The organism is Ralstonia chuxiongensis (assembly GCF_024158925.1).
GTDB lineage: Bacteria > Pseudomonadota > Gammaproteobacteria > Burkholderiales > Burkholderiaceae > Ralstonia > Ralstonia chuxiongensis.
Window position 1 is genome coordinate 423726 of record NZ_JAMYWC010000003.1, and the last position, 14799, is coordinate 438524.

The 14799-nt window shown below is 61.3% G+C and carries 16 protein-coding genes; all 16 read left to right on the plus strand.

All coding sequences use genetic code 11. The features are described from left to right. The first annotated feature begins 77 nt into the window (after positions 1 to 77). Entirely contained in the window at positions 78 to 317 is a 240-nt protein-coding gene (gene acpP / locus NKG59_RS11165; protein WP_004635650.1) for an acyl carrier protein, read from the plus strand. A 113-nt stretch (positions 318 to 430) separates the two neighbouring features. Beyond that, the gene (fabF, locus tag NKG59_RS11170; RefSeq protein WP_045204393.1) at positions 431 to 1663 is read left to right on the plus strand and encodes a beta-ketoacyl-ACP synthase II; all 1233 of its coding nucleotides are present in this window, start codon (positions 431 to 433) and stop codon (positions 1661 to 1663) included. A 600-nt stretch (positions 1664 to 2263) separates the two neighbouring features. After that, a complete protein-coding gene (gene rpoE / locus NKG59_RS11175; protein WP_253536754.1) occupies positions 2264 to 2863 on the plus strand; it encodes an RNA polymerase sigma factor RpoE in 600 nt (199 codons plus the stop codon). 107 nt (positions 2864 to 2970) lie between these two features. Next, entirely contained in the window at positions 2971 to 3603 is a 633-nt protein-coding gene (locus tag NKG59_RS11180; protein WP_253537483.1) for a sigma-E factor negative regulatory protein, read from the plus strand. 11 nt (positions 3604 to 3614) lie between these two features. Then, the gene (locus NKG59_RS11185; RefSeq protein WP_045204675.1) at positions 3615 to 4712 is read left to right on the plus strand and encodes a MucB/RseB C-terminal domain-containing protein; all 1098 of its coding nucleotides are present in this window, start codon (positions 3615 to 3617) and stop codon (positions 4710 to 4712) included. Between the two features lie 83 nt (positions 4713 to 4795). Continuing rightward, positions 4796 to 6307, plus strand: a complete 1512-nt coding sequence (locus tag NKG59_RS11190) for a DegQ family serine endoprotease (protein ID WP_253536756.1) — start codon at positions 4796 to 4798, stop codon at positions 6305 to 6307. Further along, entirely contained in the window at positions 6304 to 6564 is a 261-nt protein-coding gene (locus NKG59_RS11195) for a glutaredoxin family protein (RefSeq protein WP_045204390.1), read from the plus strand. Before NKG59_RS11190 ends, NKG59_RS11195 begins: the two co-directional genes overlap by 4 nt. Before the next feature lie 231 nt (positions 6565 to 6795). After that, complete coding sequence (lepA, locus tag NKG59_RS11200; protein ID WP_045204389.1) at positions 6796 to 8595, plus strand: translation elongation factor 4; 1800 nt, start codon at positions 6796 to 6798, stop codon at positions 8593 to 8595. 30 nt (positions 8596 to 8625) lie between these two features. After that, positions 8626 to 9519, plus strand: a complete 894-nt coding sequence (gene lepB, locus NKG59_RS11205) for a signal peptidase I (protein WP_253536758.1) — start codon at positions 8626 to 8628, stop codon at positions 9517 to 9519. A gap of 62 nt (positions 9520 to 9581) precedes the next feature. After that, positions 9582 to 9950 (plus strand): DUF4845 domain-containing protein, encoded by a 369-nt coding sequence (locus NKG59_RS11210; RefSeq protein ID WP_253536760.1) that lies wholly within the window; start codon positions 9582 to 9584, stop codon positions 9948 to 9950. Position 9951: 1 nt separating this feature from the next. Next, positions 9952 to 10722, plus strand: coding sequence for a ribonuclease III (gene rnc, locus NKG59_RS11215; RefSeq protein WP_253536762.1), 771 nt, complete (start codon positions 9952 to 9954; stop codon positions 10720 to 10722). Positions 10723 to 10730: 8 nt separating this feature from the next. Beyond that, positions 10731 to 11669 (plus strand): GTPase Era, encoded by a 939-nt coding sequence (gene era, locus NKG59_RS11220; RefSeq protein WP_253536764.1) that lies wholly within the window; start codon positions 10731 to 10733, stop codon positions 11667 to 11669. A gap of 31 nt (positions 11670 to 11700) precedes the next feature. Further along, complete coding sequence (gene recO, locus NKG59_RS11225; RefSeq protein ID WP_045204385.1) at positions 11701 to 12522, plus strand: DNA repair protein RecO; 822 nt, start codon at positions 11701 to 11703, stop codon at positions 12520 to 12522. Further along, the gene (pdxJ, locus tag NKG59_RS11230; protein ID WP_012435233.1) at positions 12519 to 13310 is read left to right on the plus strand and encodes a pyridoxine 5'-phosphate synthase; all 792 of its coding nucleotides are present in this window, start codon (positions 12519 to 12521) and stop codon (positions 13308 to 13310) included. Before recO ends, pdxJ begins: the two co-directional genes overlap by 4 nt. Further along, a complete protein-coding gene (acpS, locus tag NKG59_RS11235) occupies positions 13307 to 13750 on the plus strand; it encodes a holo-ACP synthase (RefSeq protein WP_253536766.1) in 444 nt (147 codons plus the stop codon). Before pdxJ ends, acpS begins: the two co-directional genes overlap by 4 nt. Continuing rightward, positions 13747 to 14796 (plus strand): beta-N-acetylhexosaminidase, encoded by a 1050-nt coding sequence (nagZ, locus tag NKG59_RS11240; protein ID WP_253536768.1) that lies wholly within the window; start codon positions 13747 to 13749, stop codon positions 14794 to 14796. The genes acpS and nagZ overlap by 4 nt, the downstream gene beginning before the upstream one ends. Positions 14797 to 14799 lie beyond the last annotated feature (3 nt).

Sequence of the window (14799 nt, forward strand, 5' to 3'; positions counted from 1 at the left end):
ATTCCAGCGCGGTTTTTCGCCGCGCAAACCTGCTAGAATGCGCGCACTTTTTGTCGAATACTTCCCTGGAGGGTTAAATGGACAACATCGACGCACGCGTTAAGAAGATCGTTGCAGAGCAACTCGGCGTGGCCGAGGCAGACATCAAGAACGAATCGTCGTTCGTGAACGATCTGGGCGCGGATTCGCTCGATACGGTTGAGCTGGTGATGGCTCTGGAAGACGAGTTCGGTATGGAAATCCCGGACGAAGAAGCCGAGAAGATCACCACGGTGCAGCAAGCCATCGATTACGCGACCGCCCACGTCAAGGCGTAAGCGTCAATCGATCTCTTGACATCGCGGGCCACAGAAAGGGCGGTTGTCCGGTTTGACCGGGTGGCGCGTTTTCTGTGGCCTTTGTCGCTGATACAGAGTTGCAGGAAAGCATAGTGAGCCGTCGTCGCGTAGTGGTAACCGGCCTGGGGCTGGTCTCTCCGGTAGGGAACTCGGTCGCCGAGGGGTGGGCCAATCTGGTCGCCGGCAAATCCGGGATCGCCACCGTCACCAAATTCGATCCGTCGAACCTAGCCGTGCATTTCGCGGGTGAGGTGAAGGGCTTCAACGCCGAGGATTACATCCCGGCCAAGGAAGCCCGCAACATGGATACCTTCATCCATTACGGCATCGCTGCCGGCGTGCAAGCGCTGAAGGACAGCGGGCTGGAAGTGACTGAAGCCAATGCGGAGCGCATCGGCGTGCTGGTTGGTTCCGGTATCGGCGGTCTGCCGATGATCGAAGAGACGCACCAGACCTACGTTGATCGTGGCCCGCGCCGGATTTCGCCGTTCTTTGTGCCGGGGTCGATCATCAACATGATCTCTGGCCATTTGAGCATCATGTTCGGCTTGAAGGGCCCGAACCTGGCAGTCGTCACCGCTTGCACGACGGGTCTGCACAGCATTGGCCTGGCCGCGCGCCTGATCCAGGCGGGTGATGCTGACGCGATGGTTGCCGGCGGTGCTGAATCGACCGTGTCGCCGCTGGGCATCGGCGGCTTTGCCGCAGCCCGAGCGCTGTCCACGCGCAACGAGGATCCGGCCACCGCGTCGCGCCCCTGGGACAAGGACCGTGATGGCTTCGTCCTGGGCGAGGGTGCGGGTGTGATGGTGCTGGAAGAGTACGAATCGGCCAAGGCACGCGGCGCCACGATCTACGCGGAAGTCGCGGGCTTCGGCATGAGCGGGGACGCGTTCCACATGACGGCGCCAAACATGGACGGCCCGCGTCGTTGCATGCTTAATGCACTGCGCGATGCAGGCATGAATGCGGATCAGGTCCATTACCTGAATGCGCACGGCACGTCTACGCCGCTGGGGGATAAGAACGAGTCGGAAGCCATCAAGGCGGCATTCGGTGATCACGCAAGCAAGGTCGTCGTGAATTCCACCAAATCCATGACCGGTCATTTGCTGGGTGGGGCGGGCGGTCTGGAGTCGGTGTTCACGGTTCTGGCGCTGCACAACCAGGTGTCGCCGCCGACCATCAACATCTTCAATCAGGATCCCGAGTGCGATCTCGATTACTGCGCCAACACCGCGCGTGACATGAAGATCGACGTGGCCGTGAAGAACAACTTCGGCTTCGGCGGGACGAACGGTACGCTGGTGTTCAAGCGCCCATAAGGCAGGGCGGCACGTAGCCTCAAGGCGCGTGCCGCTTCGTTTTTGCCTTGATTTTCCAGCACGTTGTCTTTCCAGCGCCGTATCGGCGATTGTGCGCGATCAGTCGATTTGGCATGGCTGCCCTTGTCTGCTCCGTTGTTTGCTGGGCGATCAAAGCGTGGGGCGCCGCATTGCCCTGGATTACATGGGGCGTCATCAGCGGGTTGGCGATGGCAGCTTGCCTTCCTTTGATGGTGAACCGTTCGCCGCTTGCGATGGAACTGATGTGGCGCGCTCGTCTCAAAGAAGACGGAGAGCCCGGCCAAGCTGTATGGCAAGTCCGATTGAAAGCGGCAGAAGCGGTCCAAAATGCGCCTCTGTTATGGTCGTGGCCGCTCGGAGAACGCATCTTGGTCCTTGGTGTCGCGCGTCGGGGGTGGTGTCCGCAGATTTTTGTGCTGATGCCGCCATGGTTTTCCGCCGGGACGCTACGTCGTATGCGAAGTCTGTTGCGCCTGGGGCCTCCGCGGGTGGCCTCCCAGGTGTCCGGTGTGTCGTAGGTAAAATACAACGTTTCCAAGTCACAAAAATTCAAGGCGATACACTGCAGGTGAAGAATCCGTGAGCGAACGCGAAGCCGACCAGATCCTCGTCGAGCGCGTCCAGCAAGGCGACAAGCGAGCGTTTGAGCTGCTGGTGGTCAAGTACCACCGGAAGATCATTCGGCTCGTCTCGCGCCTGATCCGTGACCCGGCCGAAGTCGAGGATGTGGCACAGGATGCCTTTATCAAGGCATACCGTGCGCTGCCCCAATTTCGAGGGGAATCCGCGTTCTATACGTGGCTGTATCGCATTGCCGTCAATACGGCCAAGAACTACCTGGCGACTCAGGGGCGGCGCCCTGAATCGTCCAGCGACATCGACACCGAAGAGGCTGAAACTTTTGCCGACGGTGAGCTACTAAGGGATATCAATACGCCGGACTCCATGCTGCACACCAAGCAGGTGGCCGAAACGGTCAACCGTGCAATGGAAGCGCTGCCCGAGGAATTGCGTACCGCAATCACACTCCGGGAGATCGAGGGTCTGAGCTATGAGGAAATCGCTGAAGCGATGGAGTGCCCGATCGGCACGGTCCGGTCCCGCATCTTCCGGGCGCGCGAGGCGATTGCCGAGAAATTGCGCCCCCTGCTGGGAACAGTGGGGGGCAAACGGTGGTAGCCAGCCGATATGACAAGCCGGCGGCCGCATGCGGCTGCGAACGGTGAAACCTCGGGAAGTCTTCTCTCGGATCGTTGATTGGACGTTGGAGTTTTTGGGGTCGGGAAATGGGTCAGGCTCAATTGCAAACGGCAGAAGCGGAGTTCGCACAACGCATCTCTGCCTTGATAGACGGTGAAGTCGAAGCGCACGAGGTGTCGTCTGCCGTCGAACTCGCCAAGGATGGCGAGGGCGCAGCGCATTGGCGCGAATATCAACTGATCGGCGATGTGCTTCGGTCGGAAGATTTGCTGAACACGCGTTCTTCTGAAGATTTTCTCAGCCGGTTCTCGGCCAAGCTCGACGCCGAGCCGCATCTGCTCGTGCCGGCAGTAGCGCAGCGTGCCAAAACTCAAGAAAGGCACCGCTTCCTGGTCAGTCCCGCTTGGGTCCGCCGGATCATGCCTACGACCGCCGTGGCTGCGGCGGTGGCGGCCGTTAGCTGGGTCGTTGTGCCGCAATTGCGCGGTCCTGCCGATGGCGCTGACGGCTCTCCCGCATTGGTCGCCAAAGCGACGCAAGCTACTGGCGCACAGGCACTAACGGTGGCGGCAACTGACAATACGCCGATGATTCGTGACGCCCGTCTGGATGAATACCTGAGCGCCCACCGGCAATCAGCGACCAACGGTATGGTGGTTCCGTATCTGCGTGCAGTGGCCAATGGGGTGGCGAACACCCAGGACTCCAATCAGGAATAATGCGGGCATCCATGTCGAAGGTGTGGCACCCCGTTGCCGGGGCAGGCGCCCGCAAGCTGCAGGCCGTTCGTCGGTCGATTTTTCTTCTTCTGTGTGTTTCGGCGCTGGCGACAGCTGCGCAGCCGCAGCCCGATCCCATGCCGCACAAGGAGGCCGCCTCCTGGCTTGCAAAAATCCATCGCGCAGCGCTCAAGCAGAACTATGTCGGCACGCTCACGTATCAGCGTGGCACCGGCATGCATTCCACCCGCATCCAGCATTACGCTGATCTTTTCAACAACGAGTACGAGCGCGTCGAAGCGCTGGACGGCAAGCAGCGGGAAATGCTGCGCCACAATGACGTCGTTCGGAACCTGATTTACGACGTCAAACTCGTTGTGACGGAGAAGCAGGAACACAAGGACAGCTTCCCCGCGCTGCTCGCCACCACCAATGGCGATGTGCTTGATCAATACGACATGCGCCACCTGCCGGCCGAGCGCGTCGCAGGCATGGATTGTGAGGTCTTTCAGCTCGATCCGAAGGACGGCTACCGTTATGCCTACCGAATCTGGGCGGAGCGTAACAGTGGTTTGCTGATGCGCGCCCAGACCATCGGTGAAGACGGCAAGGTGCTTGAACAGGTGGCCTTCTCGCAAGTTGAGTTGGGTGTGCCGTCGGAAAAGCAGAAGATCGTCACTGCGCTCAAGAACCTGAACGGCTGGAATCAGTACGAGATCGTGACCCAGCCGACTAACCTGGCCGAGCAAGGCTGGACGATCGGCAACCCTGTCAAGGGCTTCCAGAAGATCCGTGAGGTCCGCCGTCCGCTGGGCGATATTGCGCCGGCTGGCAAGAACGGTGCCGGTTTCGAAGTCCAGCAGGTCGTGTTTAGTGACGGGTTGGCAGGGCTGTCGCTCTTTATCGAGCCTGTCTCTGAAAAGCGTACGCGCCGCGAAGGCTTTATCTCGCAGGGCGCTACCCACGTGATGGTGCGACGAGTTGCCGATTTCTGGCTGACGATCGTGGGCGAAGTCCCATTTGCTACCATCAAGCAGTTTGGCGCGGCAGTCGACTACAAGCCGGTGTCTGCCAACGCGACCAACAAGCCGGCGAGCTCGCCGCAGTAGCCACAGAGCCGGCGTCTGTCTTGGATGCGCGACGTGGTCGCGCAATGCCATTTCTCTATCTGTTCTTGTTCCCGGGAGCTTTCATGCGTACCGCTCGATCCGTTCACGCCTTGCGTCTGCTGTGCGTTGCCGCCGCTGTGGCGGTTGGGAGCGCGCTGGCGCCGGCCCACGCGCAGAATGCCACGGGTAGCGTGGCCACGGGCACGTATGGCTTGCCCGATTTTGCCGATCTGGTCGAGAAGGTGAGCCCCGCTGTCGTCAACATTCGGACGACCGAAAAGGTCCGTATGCAGCAGGGTGGTCCGAACGATGACGACATGGCCGAGTTCTTCCGCCGCTTCTTCGGTGTGCCGATGCCGGGCATGCCGGGGCAGGGCCAGAAGCGTCGCAACGCGCCGCCGCAACAGGAAGAAGAGCAAAGCCGTGGTGTTGGGTCTGGCTTCATCATCTCTGGCGATGGCTACATCCTGACCAACGCGCATGTAGTGGAAGGTGCGGAAACCATCTATGTCACGCTGATCGACAAGCGCGAGTACAAGGCCAAGCTGATCGGCTTGGACAAGCGTACCGATGTGGCTCTCGTCAAGGTCGAAGCGAGCGGTCTGCCCAGCCTGAAGCAGGGCGATTCCGACAAGGTGCGCGTGGGCGAGTGGGTGCTCGCAATCGGTTCGCCGTTTGGCCTGGACAATACGGTGACCGCGGGCATTGTGTCCGCCAAGGGGCGCGATACGGGCGATTACCTGCCGTTCATCCAATCCGACGTGGCCGTCAACCCAGGTAACTCGGGCGGCCCGCTGATCAACCTGCGCGGCGAGGTGATCGGCATCAACAACCAAATTTATAGCCAAAGCGGCGGCTACATGGGCATCTCGTTCTCGATTCCGATCGACGAGGCGATGCGTGTGGCTGAGCAGTTGAAGGCGACGGGGCGCGTGACACGCGGCCGCATCGGTGTGGCAATCGATAACGTACCGAAGGACGCGGCGGAGTCGCTGGGTCTGGGCCGGGCGCGCGGCGCCTATGTCGGCAATGTCGAATCGGGCGGACCGGCGGACAAGGCCGGCATTGAGGCCGGTGACATCGTCTTGAAATACAACGGCCGCGATGTCGAGAAGGCGGGTGACCTGCAGCGCCAAGTCGGCGAAACCAAGCCGGGCACGCGCGCTACTGTGCAGGTCTGGCGAAAGGGCGCAACGCGTGATCTGACCGTGACGGTCGCTGAGTTGCAGGCCGATACCAAAGTGGCGCAGCGCACCAAGGGCGCGCAGCCTGATAACAGCCAGCAGGGTCCGGGGAAGCCGAATGCGCTGGGACTGGTAGTGGCCGACTTGTCTGACGGCGCGCGTCGCGAGTTCAAGACGAAGAGCGGCGTTGAAGTACAGGTCTCTGAAGGGCCGGCGGCGCGTGTTGGCATTCGACCGGGTGACCTGATTCTGCGCGTCGGTGATACCGATGTGTCCAGCGCCAAGCAGTTCAACGAGGTGGTCGCCAAGCTCGACAAAAACCGCATGGTTGCGGTGTTTGTGCGCCGTGGCGATGCGACCCAGGTGGTGACACTGCGCCCGAGCGCGGCCCGTTCAGGTAGCGGCCAGTGATCGAGCTGACGCTCTACGGACGCTCGTACTGTCATCTGTGCGACGACATGAAGAACGCGCTGGAGCCGCTCCGGCGCAGTTTTTCTTTTGTGCTGCACGAAGTGGACGTTGACAGCGATCCGGCGCTGGAAGCGCGGTTTGACGAGTTGGTCCCCGTGCTGATGACGGGTGCCCCAGATACACCGCCCGAAGACGCACGTGAGCTGTGTCACTACTTTCTCGATGTGCCTGCCGTGCAGGCGTGGCTCGCAGCGTAGACGGCGCTCAACTGACGCAACGCCGCTGCCGCAAAAAGAGGCGCGGGAAGCCCTCTGAAATCCGGTAAAATCGCCTGTTAGCGCCGATTTTTGCATTGCACGATTTTTGTGCCGCAACCTCGGCTTGGAATCCAATACCTCCCGCCGGCGCAGCCAACGCGCGTCGGCCATGCCGGAACCGCTCGCGCTCCCGGCAGACGCGCCCGGGATGGGCGCTTTTCGACGCATTCGATGGACAATATCCGCAATTTCTCGATCATCGCCCACATCGACCACGGCAAATCGACGCTGGCCGATCGCATCATCCAGTTGTGTGGCGGGCTCTCCGACCGCGAGATGGAAGCCCAAGTACTGGACTCGATGGACATCGAGAAGGAACGTGGCATTACCATCAAGGCGCAGACCGCCGCGTTGTCCTATAAGGCACGGGACGGCAAGGTCTATAACCTCAACCTGATCGACACCCCGGGACACGTCGACTTCAGCTACGAAGTCAGCCGCTCGCTATCCGCGTGCGAAGGTGCTCTGCTGGTGGTCGATGCTTCCCAAGGTGTGGAGGCGCAAACCGTTGCCAACTGTTACACCGCCATCGAGCTGGGTGTGGAAGTGGTGCCGGTGCTCAACAAAATCGACTTGCCTGCGGCCGATCCGGACAACGCGATCCAGGAAATTGAAGATGTCATCGGCATCGACGCGACCGACGCGACGCGCTGCTCCGCCAAGACCGGCGTAGGCGTGGCCGACGTACTGGAAGCGCTGATTGCCAAGGTGCCGGCGCCCAAGGGTGACCCGGCCGCGCCGCTGCAAGCGCTGATCATCGACTCGTGGTTCGATAACTATGTCGGCGTGGTGATGCTGGTGCGGGTGGTGAACGGCACGCTGCGCGCCAAAGATAAAATCCTGCTGATGGCAACCGGTGCGCAGCACTTGGTGGAACAGGTGGGCGTGTTCTCGCCGAAGTCGGTGCCGCGCGAATCGCTGTCCGCGGGGCAGGTGGGCTTTGTCATCGCCGGCATCAAGGAACTGAAGGCCGCCAAGGTAGGTGACACCATCACCCACGTTGCACCGCGCAAGGCCGAGGCGCCGCTGCCGGGCTTCAAGGAAGTCAAACCTCAGGTGTTTGCCGGCCTGTATCCAGTGGAAGCCAACCAGTACGAAGCGCTGCGCGAATCGCTGGAAAAGCTCAAGCTCAACGACGCGTCGCTGCAGTACGAGCCGGAAGTGTCGCAGGCGCTGGGCTTCGGCTTCCGTTGCGGCTTCCTTGGGCTGTTGCACATGGAGATCGTGCAGGAGCGCCTGGAGCGCGAGTTCGACATGGATCTGATCACCACCGCGCCCACGGTGGTCTATCAGGTGCAATTGCGTGACGGGACGATGGTGCAGGTGGAAAACCCCGCCAAGATGCCTGCGGACCCGAGCAAGATCGAGGCGATTCTCGAGCCGATCGTCACGGTCAATCTGTACATGCCGCAGGATTACGTGGGTGCCGTGATTACGCTGTGCGAGCAGAAGCGCGGCTCGCAGATCAACATGAGCTACCACGGCCGCCAGGTCCAGCTGACGTACGAAATCCCGATGGGCGAGATCGTGCTGGACTTCTTCGACCGGCTGAAATCCGTTTCGCGCGGCTATGCGTCGATGGATTACGAGTTCAAGGAATACCGCGTGTCGGACGTGGTCAAGGTCGACATCCTGATCAACGGCGACAAGGTCGATGCGCTATCCATCATCGTTCACCGTTCGAATGCCACATATCGCGGCCGTGAAGTGGCCGCCAAGATGCGCGAGATCATTCCGCGCCAGATGTACGACGTTGCGATCCAGGCAGCGATTGGCGCCAACGTGATTGCCCGCGAAAACGTCAAGGCGCTGCGCAAGAATGTGCTAGCCAAGTGCTACGGCGGTGATATCTCGCGCAAGAAAAAGCTCCTCGAAAAGCAGAAAGAGGGCAAGAAGCGCATGAAGCAGGTTGGTACCGTTGAAATTCCGCAAGAGGCCTTCTTGGCCATCCTGCGCGTCGAAGAAAAATAATCCAGACATCGCTCGGACGATCTCTTATCCATGAACTTCGCCCTGATTCTGTTTGTTCTCGTCGTCATCACCGGTATTGCGTGGGTGGCTGACAAGCTCGTGTTCCAGCGCCAGCGTCAGGCGGCTGCGGCCGCGGCACTGGCTGAATTCGACGCGCGCGCGCAGGTGCAAGCGCAGTACGGCGGCGGTGGCGACATCGGTGCCGCGCGTTTGCAACTGGTCGAAGACAAGCTACGCCAGCCCTGGTGGCTGGAGTACACCGCCAGTTTCTTCCCGGTCATCGCCGCAGTGTTCCTGCTGCGCTCGTTCGTGATCGAGCCGTTCAAGATTCCGTCGGGCTCGATGATTCCCACGCTGCAGATCGGTGATTTCATCCTCGTCAACAAGTACACGTATGGCATTCGTTTGCCCATCGTGAACAAGAAGATCGTCGAGTTGAATCAACCGCAACGCGGCGACGTGATGGTCTTTCGCTATCCGAAAGACGAGTCGATGGACTACATCAAGCGCGTGATCGGCGTGCCCGGCGACGTGGTGAAGTACGACAACAAGCGCCTGACCGTGAACGGCCAGCCGGCGACCTACGCACCGCAATCCGATTACCTCGATGGCGAGCGCTTGACGTACTCGAAGCAGTATCAGGAGACGCTCGGCAACGTCACGCACAACATCCTGAACGACGCCGATCGCCCGGCTTATGTCTCCGGTCCGGACGATTTTCCGTTCCGCGAGAACTGCACTTACAATCAGACAGGCTTCACCTGCAAGGTACCTGCAGGTCACTATTTCATGATGGGCGATAATCGCGACAACAGCGCGGACTCCCGCTATTGGGGCTTCGTGCCGGACAAGAACATCGTCGGGAAAGCGTTCTTCATCTGGATGAACCTGGGTGACCTGAAGCGGATCGGTGCTTTCCATTGATCCGATAAGTGATGCAAAAATCTCTTATGGGAGCTCGGCAATTGCAAAACGGGGGAAATGCAATGCGGATTCGTCAGGCCGGTCTGAAACGCCCGTCGCGCGGGATTACGATGTTTGGCATCCTGATCGGCATCATTGTGCTGATCACGTTTGTACTGCCGGCCATCCGGTCCGTCCCAAGCCTGATGGAATACCAGGCCATCACGCGTGCAGTGAAGCAGGCGCGTGAGCGTGCAAGCACGCGCGAAGAAGTGGCCAACGCCTTTGACAAGCAAGCCGCGATCGACGACATCACGTCGATCAAAGGTGAAGATCTCGAAGTGCTGGACGCCAGTGGGTCCATCCAGGCGGTGCGTTTCTCGTACAAGCGAGAGATCCCGTTGTATGGCCCCATCGGTCTGGTGATCACCTATTCGGGGACCCAGCGTTGACATGAATTTGGATGCACTACAGCAACGTCTTGGCTACCGCTTCAGCAAACCGGAGTTGCTGCAGCAGGCGCTCACCCATCGCAGCCACAGCGCGATGCATAACGAGCGCCTGGAATTTCTTGGCGATTCAATTCTGAATTGCGCCGTCGCCGACATGCTTTACGGCATGTTCGGCAAGCTGGACGAGGGTGATCTTTCGCGTGTACGGGCCAATCTCGTGAAGCAGCAGGCGCTGTATGAGATCGCTCAGATGTTGCTGTTGCCCGATGCCCTGCGTTTGGGCGAAGGCGAATTGAAAAGCGGTGGCTTCCGCCGGCCTTCCATCCTGGCTGATGCGCTGGAGGCGATTTTCGGGGCGGTGTTCCTCGACGGCGGCTTCGACGCTGCCCGCACGCTGATCCGCAAGCTTTATATCCCGATCCTTGAACAGGTCGACCCGCGCACGCTGGGCAAGGACGCCAAGACGCTGTTGCAGGAGTATCTCCAAGGTCACAAGATTGCGTTGCCGCTGTACACGGTGGTTGCCACTCACGGCGCGGCGCATAATCAGCAATTCGAGGTCGAGTGCTCGATTCCGAAGCTGGAGATTCGCGTCTCCGGCAGCGGGGCATCGCGGCGCGCGGCCGAACAATCGGCGGCCAAGCTGGCCTTGGATGAAGCGCATCGCCTGGTGCCGCAGCTCGTCAAGCGCAGCCGCGCCGAGCGCACCGGCAAGACGCGCAAGCAGGCTACGCCGCCCGATCCGCAGTTGTCTCTCAGGTTGAAGGAATAATCAGGTAAATGAGCGACACCCCATTGCAGCCTTCGCAGCCAGAATCTGGTGTGCCGGAGGGGTTCCGCTGCGGCATGGTCGCCATTGTTGGGCGGCCGAACGTCGGCAAATCAACGCTGATGAACGCCCTGGTGGGCCAGAAAGTCAGCATCACATCGCGCAAGGCGCAGACCACGCGCCACCGCATCACCGGCATTCAGACGACGGATGACGCTCAGTTTGTCTTCGTCGATACGCCTGGCTTTCAGACGCGTCACGCCACGGCGCTGAACCGCTCGCTGAACCGGGCAGTCACCTCCACGCTCACGTCGGTGGATGCCGTGTTGTTCGTGGTTGAAGCGGGCCGCTATGGCCCCGACGACGAGAAGGTGCTCTCGCTGCTGCCGCGTGAAACGCCCGTGATCCTGATCGTCAACAAGGTTGACCGGCTCGACGCGTACACTCGTGCCGAGATGGTCGCCGTGTTCCTGCAGGACATGGCACAGGTGTTTCCGTTTGCCGAAATCGTGCCGATGTCGGCCAAGAACCGTGACGATATCGACCGCTTGCTCGGCATCGTGCGCCCGTACCTGCCGGAAGGCGAGCCGATGTACGACCCGGAAGCGCTGACCGATCGCAGCGAGCGCTTCCTGGCCGCCGAGATCGTTCGCGAGAAGGTCTTCCGCTGGACTGGCGACGAGTTGCCGTATTCCAGCACCGTCGTCGTCGATAAGTTCGAGACAGAAGGCCGTCTGCGCCGCGTATTCGTGACCATCTTGGTTGACCGTGACGCGCACAAGGCGATGATCATTGGCGCGAAGGGTGCCAAGCTCAAGCAGATCTCCACTGAAGCCCGCATGGACATGGAAAAACTGTTCGACGGCAAGGTGTATCTGGAGGTCTGGATCAAGGTCAAGAGCGGTTGGGCCGACAACGAAGCCGGCCTGCGCGCCTACGGCTACGAGTAACCGCCCAGCCGGGCCACTCCACACACGCTTGATGGCGGGACGATCCGATCCGATTCCGGACGAAGCCGCGGAATGGCTCGCCGAGGAAAGCGTAGCCGGCGCCGCGCCGCGCAAGAGCTTTCCTGCAGGGCGTTCCGAAACGCGCGTTGCTGCGCAGCCGGCCTTCGTGCTGCACAGTTACCCGTATCGGGAAACCAGCCTCATCATCGACGTCTTCACGCCGGACTATGGGCGCATGGCCCTGGTGGCCAAGGGCGCCAAGCGGCCGCATTCGGCCCTGCGCGCGGTGCTGCAAACGTTCCAGCCGCTGTCGCTTTCCTGGAGCGGGCGAGGGGATGTGCGCACGCTGACCCGTGCCGAGTGGGTGGGCGGCATGCTGCCTCTGGGCGGGGAGGGGCTGCTTTCCGGCTTCTATCTGAACGAACTGCTCGTCAAGTTCGTTGCCCGCGAAGACGGCCACCCAGTACTTTTCGCGCATTACGTCGAAACGCTCAACAAGCTGGCTCATGGTGAACCTGCCGCCTTCACGCTGCGTGCGTTCGAACGTGTGCTGCTACGTGAGACTGGCTTCGCTGCACGGCTCGACCGCTGCATCGACGGTGAGCCGGTGCAAGCCGACGCCGAGTATGTCTATCACCCGGAGCGCGGCATCCGACGGACACTGCCGAGCGATCCATCGTCCTGGCCCGTTTTGCGGGGCCAGACGCTGATCGACATGGAGCACGACGATTACGCCTCACGCCCAACGACCGCGCAGCAAAGCCGCAGCCTGATGCGTTTCCTGCTGCATTATCATTTGCATGGCACGCCGCTTTCGACGCGCCAGATCCTGATCGACTTGCAGAAACTATGATCTTTCATGCCTCGCCGGGAATCATCGACCTGGGCATCAACATCGACCACGTCGCCACGCTGCGCAACGCGCGCGGCACCACTTACCCGGATCCGATCGCCGCGGCGCTGCTGGCTGAAGAAGCCGGCGCCGACCTTATCACCCTGCACCTGCGCGAAGATCGTCGCCACATCAAGGACGCCGATGTGCGTGCGCTGCGGCCGCAGCTGCGCACGCGCATGAACCTGGAGTGCGCCGTCACGCAGGAGATGCTCGACATCGCGTGCGACATCGGCCCGCAGGATGTCTGCCTCGTGCCCGAGCGCCGTCAGGAAGTCACCACCGAGGGCGGTCTGGATGTGGTGGGCGGTTTCGCCAAGGTGCAGGCTGCCTGCAAGCAACTGGCTGATGCGGGCATCCGCGTGTCGCTGTTCATCGATCCGGATGCGGCACAGATCGAGGCGGCGGCCGCCGCCGGCGCTCCGGTCATCGAACTGCACACGGGCCGCTATGCCGAAGCGACCGATGATGCCGAATTGCGGGCTGAACTCGTCCGCATTGAAACCGCGGTGGAGGAGGGAATCCGCTGGGGCGTGCGCGTGAACGCCGGCCACGGCCTCCACTACACGAACGTGCAGCCGATTGCGGCCATCGCCGGCATTCACGAACTCAACATTGGCCACGCCGTCGTTGCGCATGCGGTGTTTGCCGGGTGGCAGAACGCGGTGCGCGAGATGAAGGCGATCATGGTCGCGGCCCGGCTGTCGTCAACCACGCCGGCGGCTGCACATCCGGGCGTGCCTGTATGAATGAACGGCCCGCAGCCGCCTCGGTGTCCGGTGCGATTTACGGCATCGGCACCGACATCATCCAGATCGAGCGCGTCGAAGGCGTGATGCAGCGGACCAACGGCCGCTTTGCTGAAAAGGTGCTGGGCCCCGATGAGCTGCGTGTCTACCATGCCCGGAAGGCGCGCTCAGAGCGGCGTGGCCTTGCGTTTCTTGCCACACGTTTTGCCGCCAAGGAAGCCGTGTCGAAAGCCATTGGCCTGGGAATGCGCTGGCCGATGACGTGGCGGGCGGTACAGACGCTGAACTTGCCATCCGGCCAGCCAGTCGTGCGCTATAGCGGTGAACTGGCCGACTGGATTGCGCAGCACGGCCTTCATATCCAGATCAGTGTGACGGACGAACGAGACTACGCGGTCGCCTTCGCCGTCGCCGAGTTGCAAACGAAATCCTCCGCATGACTCAAACCAAGAAGCAGAAGTACCCCGGCCCGATCGTTCTGGATGTTGCCGGCCTGGAACTCGGCCCCGACGATGTTCGACGCATTGCCCATCCGTTGACGGGTGGCGTGATCCTATTTGCGCGCAACTTTGAATCGCGCGCGCAATTGACGGCGCTCACGCAGGCTATTCGCGCGATTCGTAACGATGTGCTGATTTGCATCGACCACGAGGGCGGCCGCGTGCAGCGCGCCAAGACCGATGGTTTCACGCACCTGCCGGCCATGGGCGCGCTGGGCAAGCTTTGGGACACCGACGTGCTCGCCGCCACGCGCGCTGCCACCGCTTGCGGCTACGTGCTGGCCGCTGAACTGCGCGCGTGCGATATCGACCTGAGTTTCACGCCCGTGCTCGATCTCGACTACGGCAGCAGCAGCGTGATCGGCGATCGCGCCTTCCATCGCGACCCGCGCGTGGTAACGATGCTGGCCAACCACCTGACGCTGGGCTTGCGCCTAGCTGGCATGTCCAACTGCGGCAAGCATTTCCCCGGCCACGGCTACGTCCAGGCTGATTCGCACATCGCCGTGCCGGTGGACGAGCGCCCGCTAGAGGCCATCCTCGCTGACGACGCGCAGCCCTATGGGTGGATGGGAATTGGCCTCCAGTCGGTGATGCCGGCACACGTGATTTATTCAGCGGTCGATCCAAATCCAGCGGGCTTCTCCCGCTTCTGGCTGCAGGACATGCTCCGCGCGCATTTCAACTTTGACGGCGTGATCTTCAGCGATGACCTGAGCATGGAAGGCGCGAGCGTTGCCGGCACGGTCGTCGACGGTGCGCGAGCGGCGCTCACGGCCGGCTGCGACATGGTGCTGATCTGCAATGCGCCGGAAAAGGCCGATCAACTGCTCGGCGAGTTGGATGTGCCGATGGGCAAGGCGTCGCAGCGGCGCGTGCGGCGGTTGTTTGGTGGTCGGGCCGTGAAGGACTGGACGAAGCTGCAGCAGCAATCGGCTTATAAGCAGGCGCTGCGTACGTTACGCGAGGCAAAACTCATCAAGTAGCCT